The following is a 15,289-nucleotide window of genomic DNA, read 5'->3' as shown; positions in this document are numbered from 1 at the left end:
ACCGGACGGCGCACGGGCCGTTGGACGATCATCGAAGACATTTTTCGCCGGTTGGCGGGAACTTCCCTCCCCGGCGATCCGACTACTGCGGGTGAGTGTGGCGAAGTCCTCCCCACCCCGGGGTGGGGAACGTGAAAGGGCAGAGGATGGGCGGACTTGATGTGCGCATGCAAAAAGTGACATGCCGTCACGGCCGCGTCGAGGCGGTGACGGGCGTCGATCTGGAGATCGCGGCAGGTGAACGCGTGGCATTGACCGGGACCAACGGTTCCGGGAAGACGACCCTGTTGCGGGCCGTCCTCGGACTGCACCGCCAGGTGAGCGGAACGGTCCTGGTCGGCGGGCGAAGCACCCACACGGCGGCCGACTGGAGTTGGCGTCGGCGTGCCTGCGCCTGGATTCCGCAGAAGCCCGCCGCCGGCCGTTTCCCCCTGCTCGGCGAGGAACTCCTCGCCAGCAGCGAAGCCCCCGCAGACGCCGCGGACGGTGCCCGACGGCTCGGTGTCGGTGCACTCGTCGGGCGCCCCCTGCACACCCTGTCGGGCGGCCAGTTGCAGCGGATGTACCTGGCCCGGGCCATCGGGTGCGTGGCGGCCGGTGCCCAGGTGCTGCTGGCCGACGAACCCACCGCGGCCCTCGACTTCGACGGCCAGGAAGAGGCCGCGGACGTCCTCACCTCGCTGCCCGTGACGCTGGTCGTGGTGACCCACGACCGGACCCTGGCCGGGCGCTGCGACCGAGTGCTGGAGATGGCGGCCGGACAGCTCCGGGAGGTCCGGTGAACCTCGCCGCCGACGTGGGCGCCCTGCTCCAACTGGTCCCCGTGCAACGGGCCGGGTTCGCCCTGCTGTTGGCGTCCGTCGGGCTGCCGGTGATCGGTGTGATCATCGTGGGCCTCGACATCATGCCGGTGCGGTTCGCGATGATGCACGTCGCACTGCTCGGCATCGCCGTCGGGCTGCTGACCGGACTCGACCCCATGGTGTGCGCCCTGGTGGCCTGCGCCCTGTCGGGTGCGGCGGTGACCCCGCTGGCCCGCACGCCGAGCGGACTGTCCGGTGCGATGGGCCTGTTGATGAGCCTGGCGATCGCGGCGGCCCTGCTGCTGCTCGCCGTATCCGGTGTCAACGCCTCGGGCGCCTTCAGCCTGCTCTGGGGTTCCATCCTGTCCGTGGGCACGATCGACCTGGTCGTCCTCGGCTCGCTCGCCGTGGTGGTGCCCGCACTGTTCTGGTGGCGCCGCAGGGACCTGGCGCTGCTGCTCCACGACCGGGAACTCGCCCAGTGCTCGGGCGTTCCGGTGGGGCGCCTGACCCTGGTCCTGCTGGTCCTGGTGGCGGTGTCGGTCGCCGGCGCGATCACCCTCACCGGCGCGCTGCTGGTCGACGCCCTCACCCTGCTGCCCGCACTCGCCGCGCACCGGCTGGGCAAGTCCCTGAAGTCGATCGTGCTGTGGGCGATGGCGATCGGCGTCACCGTCAACGTGACGGGATTCCTCCTGGCCCTCTGGCTGGACTGGCCTCCCGGCCCGGTCCTCGTCCTGACCGCGGGGGCCGTCGTCCTCGCCGTCCAACTCCTACCCGAACGGAGCAGCCGCTCATGGCGCTCACCCGAGTCCGTACCCCCGCAGCACCCGCAGGCCCCGATGCCCTCGGCGCCGGAGAAGTCGGTGCTGCCGATGCCGGGCGCCCCGAACGCGTCGACGGTCCCGTCCGTTCCGGCAGGGCCTTCCGCCTCCTGAGCCCCCTCCTGGCCCTGAGTGCCGTCCTCGCCCTGGCCACCGGCTGCGGCGAGGAATCCGAGGCTGACGGGAGCGGTGGGGGTGGCGCGAAGGTGGTGGCGACCACCACCTGGGAGGGTGCCTTCGCCAAGGCGGCCGGTGCCGAGGACGTCAAGGTGCTGGTGCCCCATTCGGTGGGCCACGCACCCGACTACGACCCCAAGCCCTCGGACCTGACGACGGTCGCATCGGCGGACTTCGTGCTGTACGCGCCCTTCGAGCCGTACGCGGAGAAGATCAAGGAGGCCGCGGGGTCCAAGGCCAAGCTCATCGAGGTGGGTCTCGACAACGACGCGGCCAAGGTGCGGGCCGAGGTCAAGCGGTTGGCCGGGCTGTTCGGCACCGAGGGCGCGGGCGCCACCTGGAACGAGGAGTTCGACACCGAGTACGCCCGGCTCGGCAAGGACCTCAAGGCCGGCTGGCCGGGCGGGAAGCGGCCGACGGTGGTCAGCCAGGTGTTCACCACCTGGGCGGCGAAGATGGCCGGCGCCGACACGGTCGGCACGTACGGGCCCGAGGCGGTGTCCCCGAAGCAGCTCGCCGACCTGTCGGCGAAGAAGCCCGATCTGGTGCTGGGCAACGCCCACATGTCCAGCGGTGAGGTGCTGCCCGGCTCGGGTGCGCGTCAGGTGGACATCGTCAACTACCCGGACGGGGACCTCGACCTGTTGAAGGTGTACCGGGACGCGGCGGCCGAGTGGAAGAAGGCCGTGGACGCCTCCTGAGCCGCAACGGCCGCGCCCGGCCGCGCGCGTCTGCGCGGACGGGTGCGGTGGAGTGGGGGGAGAGGGGGAGCCGTCCGGGTCAGCCGGCGCGGACCAGGGGCGGGCTCGAACGGACCGCCGAGGCGCCGATGTGGGCGCGCTCGCGCAGGGCCGCCCGGTCGGGTTTGCCGGCCGGGGTCAGCGGCAGCTCCTCGACGACGAGCAGCCGCTCGGGGAACTTGCGCTTGTCGACGTTCAACCGGGCCAGGTGGTCGGTGAGGGAGTCGAGGGTGGGGTGCTGGCCCGGGCGGGGCACCACGCACACCGCGAGGCGCTCGCCCATCAGCGGATCGGGCACGCCCACGCACACCACGTCGCGCACCTGCGGGTGGGAGTGCAGTTCGCGTTCGACCTCGGCGGGGCTGATGTTGGCGCCGCCCCGGATGACGACGTCCTTCAGCCGTCCGACGACGTGCAGCACGCCCTGTTCGTCCAGGAAGCCGAGGTCACCGGTGCGCACCCAGCCGTCGGCGGTGCGGTAGCGGGCGTTCAGCTCGGGCGACCCCACGTAGCACAGCGGGGTCATCGGCCCACGGGCGACGATCTCCCCGGTCGAGCCGTCCGGCAGCGGCTCGTGGGTGTCGGGGTCCGTGACGTGGATGTCGGCGACCCGGGGGTCGGGGCGCCCGGCGACCACGCCGGAGGCGTTGGTGGGCGGGGTGCGCTGCGCCAGGCCGGTGTGGCAGTTGACGCCGTCCGCGGAGCCGTAGAGGTTGACGACCGCGCAGCCGAACGCCTCGGCCGCCGCGGCGGCGGTCGGCTCGTCGAGCGGGGCGCCGCCGAGGATGAGCGCCGTCGGCGCGGGGAGCGGCTCCCCGTCCGTCGCGTCGGCGCCGGCCGTCTCGCCCTCCAGGCGGTCGAGCATCATCCGGACGATGGTGGGGACGCCGAGCACGTGCGTCGGCCGGTGCTCCCGGATCGCCGCGAGGGCGGCCTCGGGGGTGAAGTGGTCCATCAGGACCAGGGTGCCGCCGTGGCGGGCGAGGGTGACGGCGGTGCCGTTGGAGCCGAAGGCGGAGGCCAGCGGCACCAGGAACAGGCAACGCGGCGGGGTGTCACCGGGGATGAGCGAGGCGAGGAAGTTGCCGCGCCCGCCCGCGAGGGCGTTGGCCGAGTAGGCGATCATCTTGGGCTCGGCCTCGGAACCGGAGGAGACCAGGATGCGGGCCGCGCTGTCGGGGTCGGGCCGGTACGGGACGAATCCGGTGGCGTCGAACCGGGTCAGCTGCGACAGGGGGATCGTTCCCTCGGGGGCGGTGCCCGTTCCCGCGGCGATGACGTGGCGCAGGCCGGGGAGTTCGGCGGCGAGGGCGTGCAGGTCCGCGGCGTGTCGGGCGCCCCGGTGCTCGGTGGCCGCGATCACGGCCACGGCTTGCGCGCGCCGCAGCAGGGACTCCGCCTCACGGCTGCCACGGCCCACCGGGAAGGGCAGGGCCACCGCGCCGAGGGCGGCGAGCGCGAGGTCGGCGATGACCGCGGTGCGGTGGTTGGGCAGCTGGACGCCGACCACGTCGCCCGGGCCTATGCCCAGGTCTCTGAGGCCGGCGGCCAGACATCGCACCTTGCGGTCCAGTGCGGTGTAACAGAACTTTCCCTTGTCGTCGATGACGGCGGTGCGGTGCGGATCGGCGATCATCCGCGCCCGGAAGAGGCTGTACAGATCGAGGTCGGGTGTCGTCCCGTCGGTCGCCCAGGACCGGCGGAGTTCGGCGGGCAGCAGATCGTGCATTTCGATGCTCATGCGAAGCTCCAGGGTTCGGGAACGGTGGGGGCACCGTGGGCGTCCCGGCCGATCGAGCCGGGGAAGCGGGGGTCGTCGCGCAGGTCGGCGAGGTCGGTGGTGACCCGCGTGGCGGTCAGACCGTGGTCGCGCAGCCGGTTCAGGGCGTCGTTCGTGGTGAGCCCGGTCAGGTCGTGGTCGGCCGCGGCGGCTGCGCCGTCGTCGCTGGGGGCGACCCAGCCGTCCGCGGTGGGCAGGGGACGGCGGAAGCCCTCGGGCTGCCGGGGGTCGCCGCCTTCGGTCGCCCGGCGCAGGGCGGGGGCGGTCAGGGTGTCGGCCGCGCCGAGCAGGGAGGAGTCCACGCGCACGCCCCGACCGGTGCGCTCGAGCATCAGCAGGCCGGCGAGGACCGCTTCGGTGCCCTGGAGGCCGCCGAGCACGTCGAGCAGGGTCATCAGGCTGGGGGCCGGGGCCTCGCCCTCGGGACGGACCGCCTCGCCGACCCCGGTCCGGGCCTGGACCATGAAGTCGGTGCCCATCGGCGGGTCGTCGACGCGGTCCGCCCAACCACCGGTGTACGCGTACACCAGCGCGGGGTTGGCCCGGCTCAGGTCGCCGGAGTCCAGGCCGAGTTGGGCCGCTTTGCCCGGGGCCCAGTTGTGCAGGAAGACGTCCGCCCGGGACGCCAGGTCCCGCAGCCGGAGCCGGTCGGCGGGGTCCTTGATGTCGATCTCGACGGCCTGCTTGCCCCGGTTGAGGGCGAGCCAGCGGGCGGAGATCCCGGAGCAGGCCGGGGGCATGCCGCGCAGCGGGTCGCCGCCCGGGGGTTCGATCCGGATGACCTCGGCGCCCAGGAGGCCCAACAGGTGCGCGGTGAGCGGGGCTTGGATTCTGCGGCCCGCCTCCAGCACGGTGAGCCCGGCCAACGGTCGGTCGGGGGCGGGGCTCCCGGCGTCACGGGGGTCGCCCGCTGCGAGCGGGGTGAGCTTCCACGGGTCGGCGCCGTCGTGTTCCGCGGCCCGCTCCTTGAGGGTGCGCAGCCGGCAGACGTCCGCTCCGGCGAGGGCGGCGGCCCTGCGTATCCCGTCGAAGCCGTGGGCCCGGGTGGTGGTGTGCAGGGCCTGCGGGAAGGGCGCGCAGGCGGTGGCGTAGCGGAACTGGAAGGGCCGCCAGCCCGCGCGGATCGCGTCACCGGGGGCTTCGAGGGCCCGCCAGAAGGTGGCCCAAGCGCCGGGGTCCAGGGTTTCCAGCTCGAAGAGGACTCCGTCTTCGGAGGTGAACGGGGGTCCGCCCGGGGCGAGTTCGGTGGCTTCCTCCTCCTCCACGTCGGCCGCTGCGAGGTACTGGGAGACGGTGAGCAGGCCGGCCAGGTCGGCGCGGGTGGTGACCCGGTCGGCCGTGCCGCCCCGGGCCTGGCCGAGCATCGTGGCGAGGAGCCCTTGGACGGTGAGGACGCCCGTCACCGTGGCCAGCCAGTCGACGGCCAGCCCGCGCGGGCTCCCGTCGCGACGGCCGTGCACGGCCATCACTCCGGTGGCCGCCTGGACGGTGGCCTCGTCGACGAGCCCGCTGTCGGGTGCGGCCCACAGCGCGCGGGCGAGGACCGGGGTGAAGCCGGCGCCCGACAGCACCACCCGGCCGCTCGCCGTGTCCCACGGCCCGGAGGGGTCGGCGTGGGCGCCGAGGCGACGCAGGTGGTCGGCGACGACGTCCATGATCTGCGGCGGCCCCGAGGTGTCGAAGCGGAGCGCGTCGAGTGGCTTGCCCACCCTCGTGGTGACGCGTGACGCCATGTCTCTCCTCTCCGGGCGCGGCGACGGCCGTGCCCGAGGTCGTGTCGATCGCGGGGAACTCGGCGGGGCTCGCGCCCGACCCGTTCCACGGAGAGACAGTCGGACAGACGTTCCCCAAGGTTCCCGGCAGGTAGAGGAAAGACATGGCGAGTCAAGACCGTACAAGCGTCAATTACCCGCATTCCCCCCGTGATGTGACCCATGTGCGGGAGGAGATCGACCGGTTCGTCCGCATGCAGGTGATCCCTCAGGAACCCGTACTGGACACGGGCGGGCCCGCCGCCACCGCCGCACTGGCGCAATTGCGCCAGGAGGCACGGGAGTCGGGACTGTGGGCGCTGCCCCTACCGGAGGAACTCGGCGGCGGCGGACTGACGTTCGGCCGGTACGCGCAGTGGGCGGAGGCGGAGGGCGCCAGCGATCACGGTCCGGCCGCACTGGGCTCCTCCACCCTGCTGGACGTGCGCATGCTGACCCGACACGGGACGCCCGCCGTCCGGGACCGCTATCTGAAACGACTGGTGGCCGGGGAACTGCGCAGCGCGTACGCGATGACGGAGCCGGACGTTCCGGGGACCGACCCGTTCGGCACGGGGACGCGTGCGGAGCAGCAGGCGGACGGGAGTTGGCGGGTCACCGGCCGCAAGTGGTTCGTCACCGGGGTCCAGCACGCGGACCTGGTCACCGTCCTCGCCCGCACCGACGGCGCACCGGGCGACCGCGACGGCCTCTCCCTGCTCCTGGTGCCCACCACCGCCCCGGGCTTCCGGAAGGTCCGGGAGCTGACCGTGCTCGGCGCGGCGGGACAGGGGGAGATCGCCCTCGACGGGGTCACCGTGCCCGCCGACCATGTGATCGGGGCACCGGGGCAGGCCCTCACCATCGCGGGCGAACGCCTCCAACTCGGGCGCACCCTGCGATGTTTGCGGTGGCTGGGCCAGGCTCAGCGGGCCTTCGACCTGATGTGCGAGCGGGCCGTCACCAGGACCGGCTCACGGGGTCCGCACGCCGGACACCAACTCGTCCAGCAGCACGTGTTCGACGCACTGCTCGCCCTGCGCACGACCCGCCCCCTGGTGCACGAGGCGGTGGCGCTGATCGACGCCGGGCAGGACGCCCGCACCGAGGTCGGGCTCGCCAAGGTGGCGGCGGCCCGGATGCTCCAGCAGGTGACGGACGCCGCCATCCAGGTGCACGGCGCCGCGGGGCTCGGGCCGGACAGCGCGCTGCCCGCACTGCTGCGCACCGGGCGGGCCGCCCGCATCCTGGACGGCCCGGACGAGCTGCACATCACCTCGGTGGCCCGTCGCGTACTGCGCGACTACGCGCCCCCCGCGCCCGCCGCCGTCGAGGCCGGGACCGGAGCCGGGACCGAGACCGCGGGCACCGTCGGGGTCACGGAAGCCGTCTGAGACGGGACCGCTCGACGACGGGCCGCTCGACGGGCCGTCCGCTGGCGGGGCCCGCCTCCTAGCGATAGGCTCATTTGCCTACACCTTTTAGGCAAATGCATAATAGCTATCGCCAAATGGGAGGACGGTAATGGTTCGAGCAGGGGTCACCCTGGAACGACTGACGCGCGCGGGGGCAGAACTGGCCGACGAGGTCGGCTTCGACCAGGTGACGGTCTCCGCGCTCGCCCGCCAGTTCGACGTCAAGGTGGCGAGTCTGTACTCACACCTGAAGAACTCCCAGGAGCTCAAGACCCGGATCACCCTGTTCGCCCTCGAAGAACTCGCCGACCGGGTCGCCGCCGCCCTGGCCGGCCGGGCCGGCAAGGACGCGCTCGCCGCGTTCGCGGACGCCTACCGCGGCTACGCCGCGGAACACCCCGGCCGCTACGCCGCCGCCCGTCTCCGGCTCGATCCCGAGACGGCGGCGGCCAGTGCCGGGGTGCGGCACGCTCAGATGACACGGGCGATCCTGCGGGGCTACGACCTGGCGGAAGAGGACGAGACCCACGCGGTACGGATGCTGGGCAGCGTCTTCCACGGCTACATCAGCCTGGAGGCCAGCGGCGGCTTCAGCCACACCGCCGTCGACCCGCAGCAGTCCTGGACCTGGATCGTGGACTCCCTCGACACCCTGCTGCGCGGCCGGGCCGCGTGCTGAGCCGCCGATGTTCCCCGCCCCCCACCCGACACCGCGATCGAACGGGCTGACCGACTCCATGAACGACGAGCACGACTTGATCACCACCCCCGTCACCGCGGACCTGCTGCGCGGCGCCCTCGACGTGGAGCACACGGTGCACGGGCTGTTGCCGCACCGGCTGCCCGCCGCGGCCCGCCGACAGATCCCCGACGCACAACTGGCCGTCGCCGAGGCCCAACCGTCCGGCGTGCGGCTGGTGTTCCGCACCCGGGCCACCACCGTCGAGCTCGACACCCTCCCCACCAAACGCGCCTACCACGGGTTCCCCACGCCCGCGGACGGCGTGTACGAGCTCCTGGTCGGCGGCCACCCCATGGGTCGGGCGACGGTGCCAGGTGGCCGGGTCCGCACGGTCGACCTGGCCACCGGGTCCGCCGAACTGGTCGAGGGGCCACCCGGCACCGCCCGGTTCGCCGGACTGCCCCCGGGCGCCAAGGACATCGAGATCTGGCTCCCCCACAACGAGGTCACCGAGCTGATCGCGCTGCGCACCGATGCCCCCGTCGCGCCGGCACCGGCCGGTGGGCGCCGGGTGTGGCTGCACCACGGCAGCTCCATCAGCCACGGCTCGAACGCCACCCGGCCGACAGCCATCTGGCCGGCCCGGGCCGCCGCCCGGGGCGGCGTGGAACTCGTCAACCTGGGGTTCGGCGGTGGTGCGCTGCTGGACCCGTTCACCGCCCGTGCGATGCGGGACACACCCGCGGACCTGATCAGCGTCAAGATCGGCATCAACCTCGTCAACACCGACGCGATGCGCCTGCGCGCCTTCGCCCCGGCCGTCCACGGTTTCCTGGACACCCTGCGCGAAGGGCACCCGACCACGCCCCTGTTGGTCGTCTCCGCCGTGCTGTGCCCGATCCACGAGGACACGCCCGGGCCGCTGGTGGTGGACTTCGGGGCTGACGGCGCTGAGCGGTTCCGGGCTTCGGGCGACCCGGCCGAACGCGCGGCCGGGCGGTTGACGCTCGGCGTCATCCGTGAGGTGCTCGCTCGGGTCGTCGCGGAGCGGAGCGCTGAGGATCCGCACCTGTACTACCTCGACGGGCGTGAGCTCTACGGGGAGGGGGACCACGTCGAGTTGCCGTTGCCCGATCGGCTTCATCCCGATGGGGCGGGGCACGGGCGTATCGCCGCGAACTTCGCGCGGCTCGTCTTCGGTCCTGGCGGCGCGTTCGCTCTCCCCGCGGGGGCGTAGCGGGTTGGTCGCGGAGTCCGTGCGGGTGCGCAGGGGTTGCCCGCGCCGTTCCCCGCGCCCCTACGGGGGCTGCTCCCTGCGGTGCGTGCTCGGCTGCGGGGGCGTCGTGGTTGCTCGCGCAGTTCCTCGCGCCCCTTCGGTGCGCTTCCGTGCGGGTGCGCTGTTCTGTGCGGGTGCGCTGCGCGATTGCGCCGTTCCCCGCGCCCCTTTCCGTACGTCCACCTGCGGGGTGCGCTGTCGCGTGCGGGGGCGTCGTGGTTGCTCGCGCCGTTCCTCGCGCCCCTACGGGGGCTGCTCCTGAGGGGGATCCGCCGGCCTGGGGTGCCCCGATAGGGGCGCGGGGAACTGCGCGGGCAACCGACGCGCACCCGCACGGAGTGATCAGTCGCGGTCGCGCAAGAACGTGGGGATCTCCTCACGGGTCGGGCGGTTCGGCAGGGGCGCCGGCTCGTCCTGGAGGAACGCCGTGATGACGGCGGCGGCCCGGTCGTTGTTGTCGTCCAGGCCGTTCCAGATGCGGTGCCCGACTCCGGGCATGAACTGCGTCCGCTGAACGGCGGGAGCACCCGCGAGGACGGCGGTCGCCCACTGACGGACCTGGGAGGAGCACTCCGCGATCATCAGCATCGCCGGGACCCGGGAGCGCCTCAAACGTGGGGCGACGGACGGTGAGTCCCGGATCGTCTGCTGGACGCGGAGGCTGGCCGCAGGGCTGAAGGAGAAGTTCTGTGCGGTGTCCTCGACGGGGATGCGGTGCGCGTCGCGTGCGCAGTAGGCGGACGCGGTGTCGCTGCCGAGGTCCGCGGCGGTGAAGGCGTTGTCGCCTTCGGCCTGTCCGATGAGCCCGGTGTCCGGGGTGAGGAGACCGAGTCGCATGAAGCCGAACGCCACGGCGTAGCGGGGAACACGTGTCGATCGCGGTCCGGACACGGCGGGCGCCAGGTCACGTGCGGAGGTGCGGCCCTTGTGCCCGTTGATGCGCGCGGTGGGGCCGTCCATGGGGCCGGGCTCGGCGATGACCGCCCGGTGCAGGCGTGCGGCCACCCGCGGGTCGGCCAGGGCCCGGGTGAGCACGGCCCCGCCCGCGGAGAATCCGAGTACGTCGACCTTCCCCTTGTCCAGGCGGTCGGCGAAGGCGGCGAGGTCGCGGACCGACCGGGAGATCGTGTACTGCCCCATGGGGAGCAGCTCGCTGCGTCCGCCACCGGCCTGTTCGTAGGCGTAGACGTCGTAGCCCTGGCGCGCCAGGAGTTGGAGGAACCGGTGGTCGATGACCGAGATGCCGCGCACCGGTCCGCCGCCCACGTACACCAGCGGGACGGGGTGCCGGGCGCCGGCGTTCGCGGGCGGGTAGTGGTACACCGCGACCCGGCTGCCGGTGGCCAGGTCCCAGTGCTGCGTGGTGACGAAGGGCAGGGCGGGCGGGTACTGCCGGGTGGTCGGCACGGTCGGGACGCAGACGGATGCCGTCAACGCCGCCGCGACCAGCACCGGCAGGAACGGCACCAGCCGCGCCGGCCGAGCACGGTGTCGTCGCCCCCGCCACACGGCGAGGGCGGACCCCGATCCGAGGGTCGTCAGCCACGCGACGAGCCCCGAACCCGCCCCGTCCGTGAGGGCGATCAGCGCGAGGAAGACGACGACGAGCGCCGCGACGGCGACCAGGGCCAGCAGTAAGCGTCCGGTGAAGCGGACCGGACGCATGGCGGACGTGGGCACGGTGAACCTCCGACAGTTTCAGAACGGCGTTTCAAAACGACGTTATCAAAGACGGTAGGCTGCTGGTCGTGGGTAGGCCCAGAACGAACGACGAGGCGGTCAGGGAGCGACTCGTGGCGTGCGCGACCGAGTTGCTCGCCACGGGTCCGCGGGAGTCGGTCACGGTCCGCGCCGTGGCCGCTGCTGCCGAGGCGTCAACGACGGCGGTGTACTCGCTGTTCGGCGGCAAGGACGGACTGATCGGTGCGGTGCGTGACCGGGCCGTCGCCGGCCTGTTCCAGGACCTGGCGACGGTGCGCCCCTCCGCGGACCCCCTCGCCGACCTCTACGCACTGGCCGTCGCCTACCGCCGTTGGGGGCGCGGACACAGCCACCTGTACACGGTGCTGTTCGGCGGTGTGCAGTCCTTCGACCCGTCAGGGGCGGTCGGTGCCGCGGACCCGATCCGTCCACTCCTCGCGGCGATCGACCGCGCCCTGACCGCGTCCGTCCTCGCCGGCGAAACGACGTCGATCGCGGTGTCCATCTGGGGGACCCTGCACGGGCTCGTGACCCTCGAACTGGCCGGGGCCCTGGACGCCGGCACGGCCGAGGCCGCCTTCCACTCGACGGTTCACGCCACGTTGCGCGGGTGGACGACCCCGGAGGTGTTCCGCGCCCTCCGCCGAGCCGAACCCGCTCCCTGACGCGGTCGGGCGGGGGGTAGCCCTACTCCGGTGCCTGGAAGCCGCCCATCCGCTGTTCCAGCAGGTCGGCCAACCGCAGCGGGGTGCGGTCCTCGAACATCGGGCCGATGAGCTGCACCCCCACCGGCAGGCCCTCGGGGGACCGGCCCGCGGGCACGGCGGTGGCGGGCAGACCGGGCATGGTGGCCAGACCGGCCCAGGCGAGCTGGTCGAAGTACGGGTAGTCCACGCCGTCGATGTCGATCCGGCGTTCCCTCGGATCGGGTCCGTGGTCGTGCGGGAACGCGGGAGTGGGCGTGACGGGACACACCACGGCGTCGAACTCGGCGAAGAACTGCCGCCAGCCGTGGCGGTGGAGTTCACGACGGCCGTTCGCCTCCATCCAGTCGTGATGGCTGAAGACCATGGCGCGCAGCCGCGCCGCGTCGAGGCTCCGGTCGTCCGCACCCAGTCCGGCGGCGCGGCTCCGCAGCTGCTCGTACGGTTCGACGGGAAACCGGGCGACGGAACTCGAAAACAGCAACTCTGCGTAGAGCAGGGCGGATTCGGCCAGATCGGGCAACAGCGCGCTGTGCCGTTCGACCCGGGCGCCGCCCTCGACGAGCACCTCGGCCACCCGGTCCACACCCGCCCGCACCGCGGACCCGGTCGGCACCAGCGGATGTTCGTCGAGGACCAGGACCCGGTGGTCGCGGAGCCGTTCGTGGCGCGCGGGTGGCAACGTCACGTCGTACGCCACACCGGACGTCAACGGGTCGGGTCCGGCCATGACGTCGAGCAGGAGCATGAGGTCGCGGGCACTGCGCGCCATCGGGCCGACGACGGCCAGGTCGGGTTCAGTCGGCAAGGGCGGTCCCGGCGGCACGCTCATGCCGCGGGTCGCCGCCAGTCCGAGTGTCGGCTTGTGCCCGTACACGCCGCAGAAGTGCGCGGGGGTGCGCAGCGAACCGGCGAGGTCGGAACCGATGGACAGCGCGCCGAATCCGGACGCCAGGGCTGCCGCTGATCCGCCGGAGGAGCCGCCCGAGGTGCGCTCGTGATTCCACGGGTTGTTGGTGGTGCCGTGGATCTCGTTGAAGCTCTGGATGTCTTGCAGTCCGAAGGGCACATTGGTCTTGCCGAGCACCACCGCGCCCGCGGCCTTGAGCCTCGACACCTGCACCGCGTCCTCGGCCGGCCGGTGGTTCCGGTGTAACGGCATGCCCCAACTCGTGGGTAGTCCAGCGATGTCGTAGGACTCCTTGACCGTCACCGGAATGCCGAGCAGCGGCAGGTCCGCACCGCGGGCGCGCGCCCGGTCGGCGGCGCGGGCGGCGGCTCGTGCACGGTCGAAGTCCGGCACGCAGATCGCATTGATCGCCCCGTCCTCCCGCTCGATGTGCGCGATCGTCTCGTCGGTCAGTTCCGCCGACGTCACTTCACCGGCGCGCAGGGCAGCAACAAGCCTTTCGGCCGTCTGAAATTTCCCGTCCATGAACGGGACCGTACAGACCCATCGAGCAGGCCATAAAACGCCCTTCCACGCAACGGAAAAGGGGCCCCGAAAAGGCGCATCACCCGCACGGAACCACGCGGAGCAGAAGAGGTTCGCGTTCGTCCCGACCGGCCGTCTGGCATGTCCGCGCCGATCGTTCGGACGCCGAAACCCAGCCTCACCCACCGCGACCCCGGAGGCTCACCATGGACTCTCGCCTCCAGCCCGGACGTGCCACGGCCGACATGCCTGCGGATTGCGGCTCAGACCGGCATCGCTGAGCGGTATACGTGACACCCCGTCAGCCGTCCGCGGCTGGAGACCAAATCCTGTAGACCAGGCAGCAGGGAGAGGGGGTGGACAGCCGCGGCGACGACGCCGGCCGCCAGGCGCACACCGGGCCGGGCGCCGTACCCACGCCGCCACAGGGTCAAGATCGTGAGGCGACCGCGCCACCGGCCACGGTTGCGGGGGGGGGAGCAGCAGCTGCCGCGCAGTGGCCAAGGCCGGATAGCTGTTCAGCCCTGCCGCGCCGGGGGCGGAACAGCAGGGGGCAGAGGCGTGCCTTTGAGGTCCGTAGGCCGCGCCGCTTCACTGTGGGCTCTTGCGTCAGGGGCATCGCACTCCGTGACGGCTCGGATGCCGAAGTCGTACGCTGAATGCATGACGTACGCGGGGAAGACCGTCAAGGGCACCCGGAAGCTTCGTGGGCTCACGCAAAAGGAGCTAGCCGAACACTCCGGAGTCTCCATCTCCACGATCCGGAAGCTTGAACAGGGAGACCGGGTGGGGGTGCGGATGGAAACGCTCCATGCCCTCGCTAGGACGTTGCGCGTGCCCACCATGTCGCTAGTTGCCGAGCGGGCCGAAGACGGCCCAGTCAGTGGGGCAAGAGAGTTGTGGGCCCCGGTGCGTGCTGAGCTACTTCGTCCGCCTGCGCTGGAGCCTGACGACGCTTCCACACCAGAAGGACTTGCGGCCGTCTTCGAGGGTGCGGCCGTCTTCTACCGCGACCACCGCTTCGCCGAGTTGGCGAACCTGCTGCCTGGTCTACTGAGGGACGCCGACGCGCTTGACGACAACGGTCGGGGGCTGCGTGTCAAGATCCTCCAACTGACAGCCGGTGCGCTCACACACACACGTCAGTTTGACATCGCGGAGCTGGCGCTTCGACGCTCGCTGTCGGATGCCCGAGACCGATTGGAAGGGTCGGCAAGCATCAACACGCTGTGCTGGCTCATGATGCGGCAAGGACGTCTAGACGAAGCCCTGAACCTCGCAACACAGTGGGCAGATGACCTGGAACCCCGGATCAGCCGCGCCACGGAGTCCGAACTAGGTGCCTGGGGGTTGATGCTCTTGCGTGCGTCCGGCGCCGCCATCCGCAACAACCAACCCTGCGTTGCGGCAGACATGAAGAAGCTCGCCCGAAGCGCTGCGGCTGCCATTGGGCATGAGATCGAGGTTGGGCACGAGACCGTTCGGTCCTTCGGCCCAACTACTGTCCGCCTGTTGACTGTTGAGGACGCGTTGGTCAACAACAAGCCCGATTTGGCGCTGGCGCTTGCGGCGCAGGTGCCTCGCTACAGTGTGCGCCCTTCGGCCAGTGTTCGGAGTCGGCATGGACTTGATGTGGCCAACGCTCACGCCCGACTCGGGCATTTCGCGGAAGCCTTCGACAAGTTGAGCAAGGTCCAAAGCCGTTCGCCCGAGTGGTTCCCGAACCAGACTCCGGCCAGGGATGCGCTGAGGGCCGTCGTCAACGGTCGGCGTTCGCTGACTCCGCAGATGCGGCAAATGGCGGATGTGCTGAACCTTCAGCTCTGAGGCGTTTCGCCTGTGGCACTTCGGCACTGTAAGTAGTCGAAGTGCCACAGACAGATCGCCTCTTGCATTCCTAGCATCCTCGGCATGACCCCAGTTGGACGCAGTCCTGCCGCCCGTGCTCGGTATCGAGCGCTCGCTGACGCTGCGGCTGGGATACCGCTCACCGCCGACGCC

The 15,289-nt window shown here is 71.9% G+C and carries 12 protein-coding genes; 8 read left to right on the top strand and 4 right to left on the bottom strand.

Annotated elements, in window-relative coordinates:
- Positions 1 to 146: 146 nt before the first annotated feature.
- The 3 genes from ACFWIA_RS02800 (at position 147) to ACFWIA_RS02790 (ending at position 2,505) form a co-directional block, all read left to right on the top strand.
- Positions 147 to 782, top strand: a complete 636-nt coding sequence (locus ACFWIA_RS02800; RefSeq protein WP_386999749.1) for a metal ABC transporter ATP-binding protein — start codon at positions 147 to 149, stop codon at positions 780 to 782.
- Positions 779 to 1,741: a metal ABC transporter permease gene (locus ACFWIA_RS02795; protein ID WP_386999747.1), complete on the top strand. Its 963-nt coding sequence runs from the start codon at positions 779 to 781 to the stop codon at positions 1,739 to 1,741. The genes ACFWIA_RS02800 and ACFWIA_RS02795 overlap by 4 nt, the downstream gene beginning before the upstream one ends.
- A gap of 92 nt (positions 1,742 to 1,833) precedes the next feature.
- On the top strand, positions 1,834 to 2,505 hold the full coding sequence (locus ACFWIA_RS02790; protein WP_386999745.1) for an ABC transporter substrate-binding protein: 672 nt from the start codon (positions 1,834 to 1,836) through the stop codon (positions 2,503 to 2,505).
- Between the two features lie 79 nt (positions 2,506 to 2,584).
- Here ACFWIA_RS02790 and ACFWIA_RS02785 read toward each other — a convergent pair whose 3' ends face one another.
- Entirely contained in the window at positions 2,585 to 4,285 is a 1,701-nt protein-coding gene (locus tag ACFWIA_RS02785) for a class I adenylate-forming enzyme family protein (protein WP_386999743.1), read from the bottom strand.
- Positions 4,282 to 6,057, bottom strand: a complete 1,776-nt coding sequence (locus tag ACFWIA_RS02780; protein ID WP_386999741.1) for a CoA transferase — start codon at positions 6,055 to 6,057, stop codon at positions 4,282 to 4,284. Before ACFWIA_RS02780 ends, ACFWIA_RS02785 begins: the two co-directional genes overlap by 4 nt.
- A gap of 143 nt (positions 6,058 to 6,200) precedes the next feature.
- Here ACFWIA_RS02780 and ACFWIA_RS02775 point away from each other — a divergent pair, with 143 nt between their 5' ends.
- The 3 genes from ACFWIA_RS02775 to ACFWIA_RS02765 all read left to right on the top strand — a co-directional run bounded on the left by ACFWIA_RS02775 (position 6,201) and on the right by ACFWIA_RS02765 (position 9,409).
- Entirely contained in the window at positions 6,201 to 7,469 is a 1,269-nt protein-coding gene (locus ACFWIA_RS02775) for an acyl-CoA dehydrogenase family protein (RefSeq protein ID WP_386999740.1), read from the top strand.
- A gap of 130 nt (positions 7,470 to 7,599) precedes the next feature.
- On the top strand, positions 7,600 to 8,169 hold the full coding sequence (locus ACFWIA_RS02770) for a TetR/AcrR family transcriptional regulator (protein WP_386999738.1): 570 nt from the start codon (positions 7,600 to 7,602) through the stop codon (positions 8,167 to 8,169).
- Between the two features lie 58 nt (positions 8,170 to 8,227).
- A complete protein-coding gene (locus ACFWIA_RS02765) occupies positions 8,228 to 9,409 on the top strand; it encodes a GDSL-type esterase/lipase family protein (RefSeq protein WP_386999736.1) in 1,182 nt (393 codons plus the stop codon).
- Positions 9,410 to 9,790: 381 nt separating this feature from the next.
- On the opposite strand, the gene ACFWIA_RS02760 is transcribed toward ACFWIA_RS02765, so the two are convergent.
- A complete protein-coding gene (locus ACFWIA_RS02760; protein WP_386999733.1) occupies positions 9,791 to 11,128 on the bottom strand; it encodes an alpha/beta fold hydrolase in 1,338 nt (445 codons plus the stop codon).
- A gap of 68 nt (positions 11,129 to 11,196) precedes the next feature.
- Between ACFWIA_RS02760 and ACFWIA_RS02755 the strand changes: the two genes are divergently transcribed.
- The gene (locus tag ACFWIA_RS02755) at positions 11,197 to 11,814 is read left to right on the top strand and encodes a TetR/AcrR family transcriptional regulator (protein WP_386999731.1); all 618 of its coding nucleotides are present in this window, start codon (positions 11,197 to 11,199) and stop codon (positions 11,812 to 11,814) included.
- A 22-nt stretch (positions 11,815 to 11,836) separates the two neighbouring features.
- Here ACFWIA_RS02755 and ACFWIA_RS02750 read toward each other — a convergent pair whose 3' ends face one another.
- On the bottom strand, positions 11,837 to 13,288 hold the full coding sequence (locus ACFWIA_RS02750; protein WP_386999729.1) for an amidase: 1,452 nt from the start codon (positions 13,286 to 13,288) through the stop codon (positions 11,837 to 11,839).
- Positions 13,289 to 13,951: 663 nt separating this feature from the next.
- On the opposite strand from ACFWIA_RS02750, the gene ACFWIA_RS02745 reads away from it, so the two are divergent.
- Entirely contained in the window at positions 13,952 to 15,115 is a 1,164-nt protein-coding gene (locus ACFWIA_RS02745; RefSeq protein WP_386999727.1) for a helix-turn-helix domain-containing protein, read from the top strand.
- Positions 15,116 to 15,289 lie beyond the last annotated feature (174 nt).

This window comes from Streptomyces sp. NPDC127068, assembly GCF_042724695.1.
Lineage (GTDB): Bacteria > Actinomycetota > Actinomycetes > Streptomycetales > Streptomycetaceae > Streptomyces.
This window is presented reverse-complemented; position numbering and strand designations above follow the sequence as displayed.

What these genes read in the sequence shown, in the direction of transcription:
- ACFWIA_RS02800 (WP_386999749.1), top strand. Translation starts at nt 147, where the DNA reads ATGGGCGGACTTGATGTGCGCATGCAAAAAGTGACATGCCGTCACGGC.
- ACFWIA_RS02785 (WP_386999743.1), bottom strand. Translation starts at nt 4,285, where the DNA reads ATGAGCATCGAAATGCACGATCTGCTGCCCGCCGAACTCCGCCGGTCC.
- ACFWIA_RS02780 (WP_386999741.1), bottom strand. Translation starts at nt 6,057, where the DNA reads ATGGCGTCACGCGTCACCACGAGGGTGGGCAAGCCACTCGACGCGCTC.
- ACFWIA_RS02775 (WP_386999740.1), top strand. Translation starts at nt 6,201, where the DNA reads ATGGCGAGTCAAGACCGTACAAGCGTCAATTACCCGCATTCCCCCCGT.
- ACFWIA_RS02770 (WP_386999738.1), top strand. Translation starts at nt 7,600, where the DNA reads ATGGTTCGAGCAGGGGTCACCCTGGAACGACTGACGCGCGCGGGGGCA.
- ACFWIA_RS02765 (WP_386999736.1), top strand. Translation starts at nt 8,228, where the DNA reads ATGAACGACGAGCACGACTTGATCACCACCCCCGTCACCGCGGACCTG.
- ACFWIA_RS02750 (WP_386999729.1), bottom strand. Translation starts at nt 13,288, where the DNA reads ATGGACGGGAAATTTCAGACGGCCGAAAGGCTTGTTGCTGCCCTGCGC.
- ACFWIA_RS02745 (WP_386999727.1), top strand. Translation starts at nt 13,952, where the DNA reads ATGACGTACGCGGGGAAGACCGTCAAGGGCACCCGGAAGCTTCGTGGG.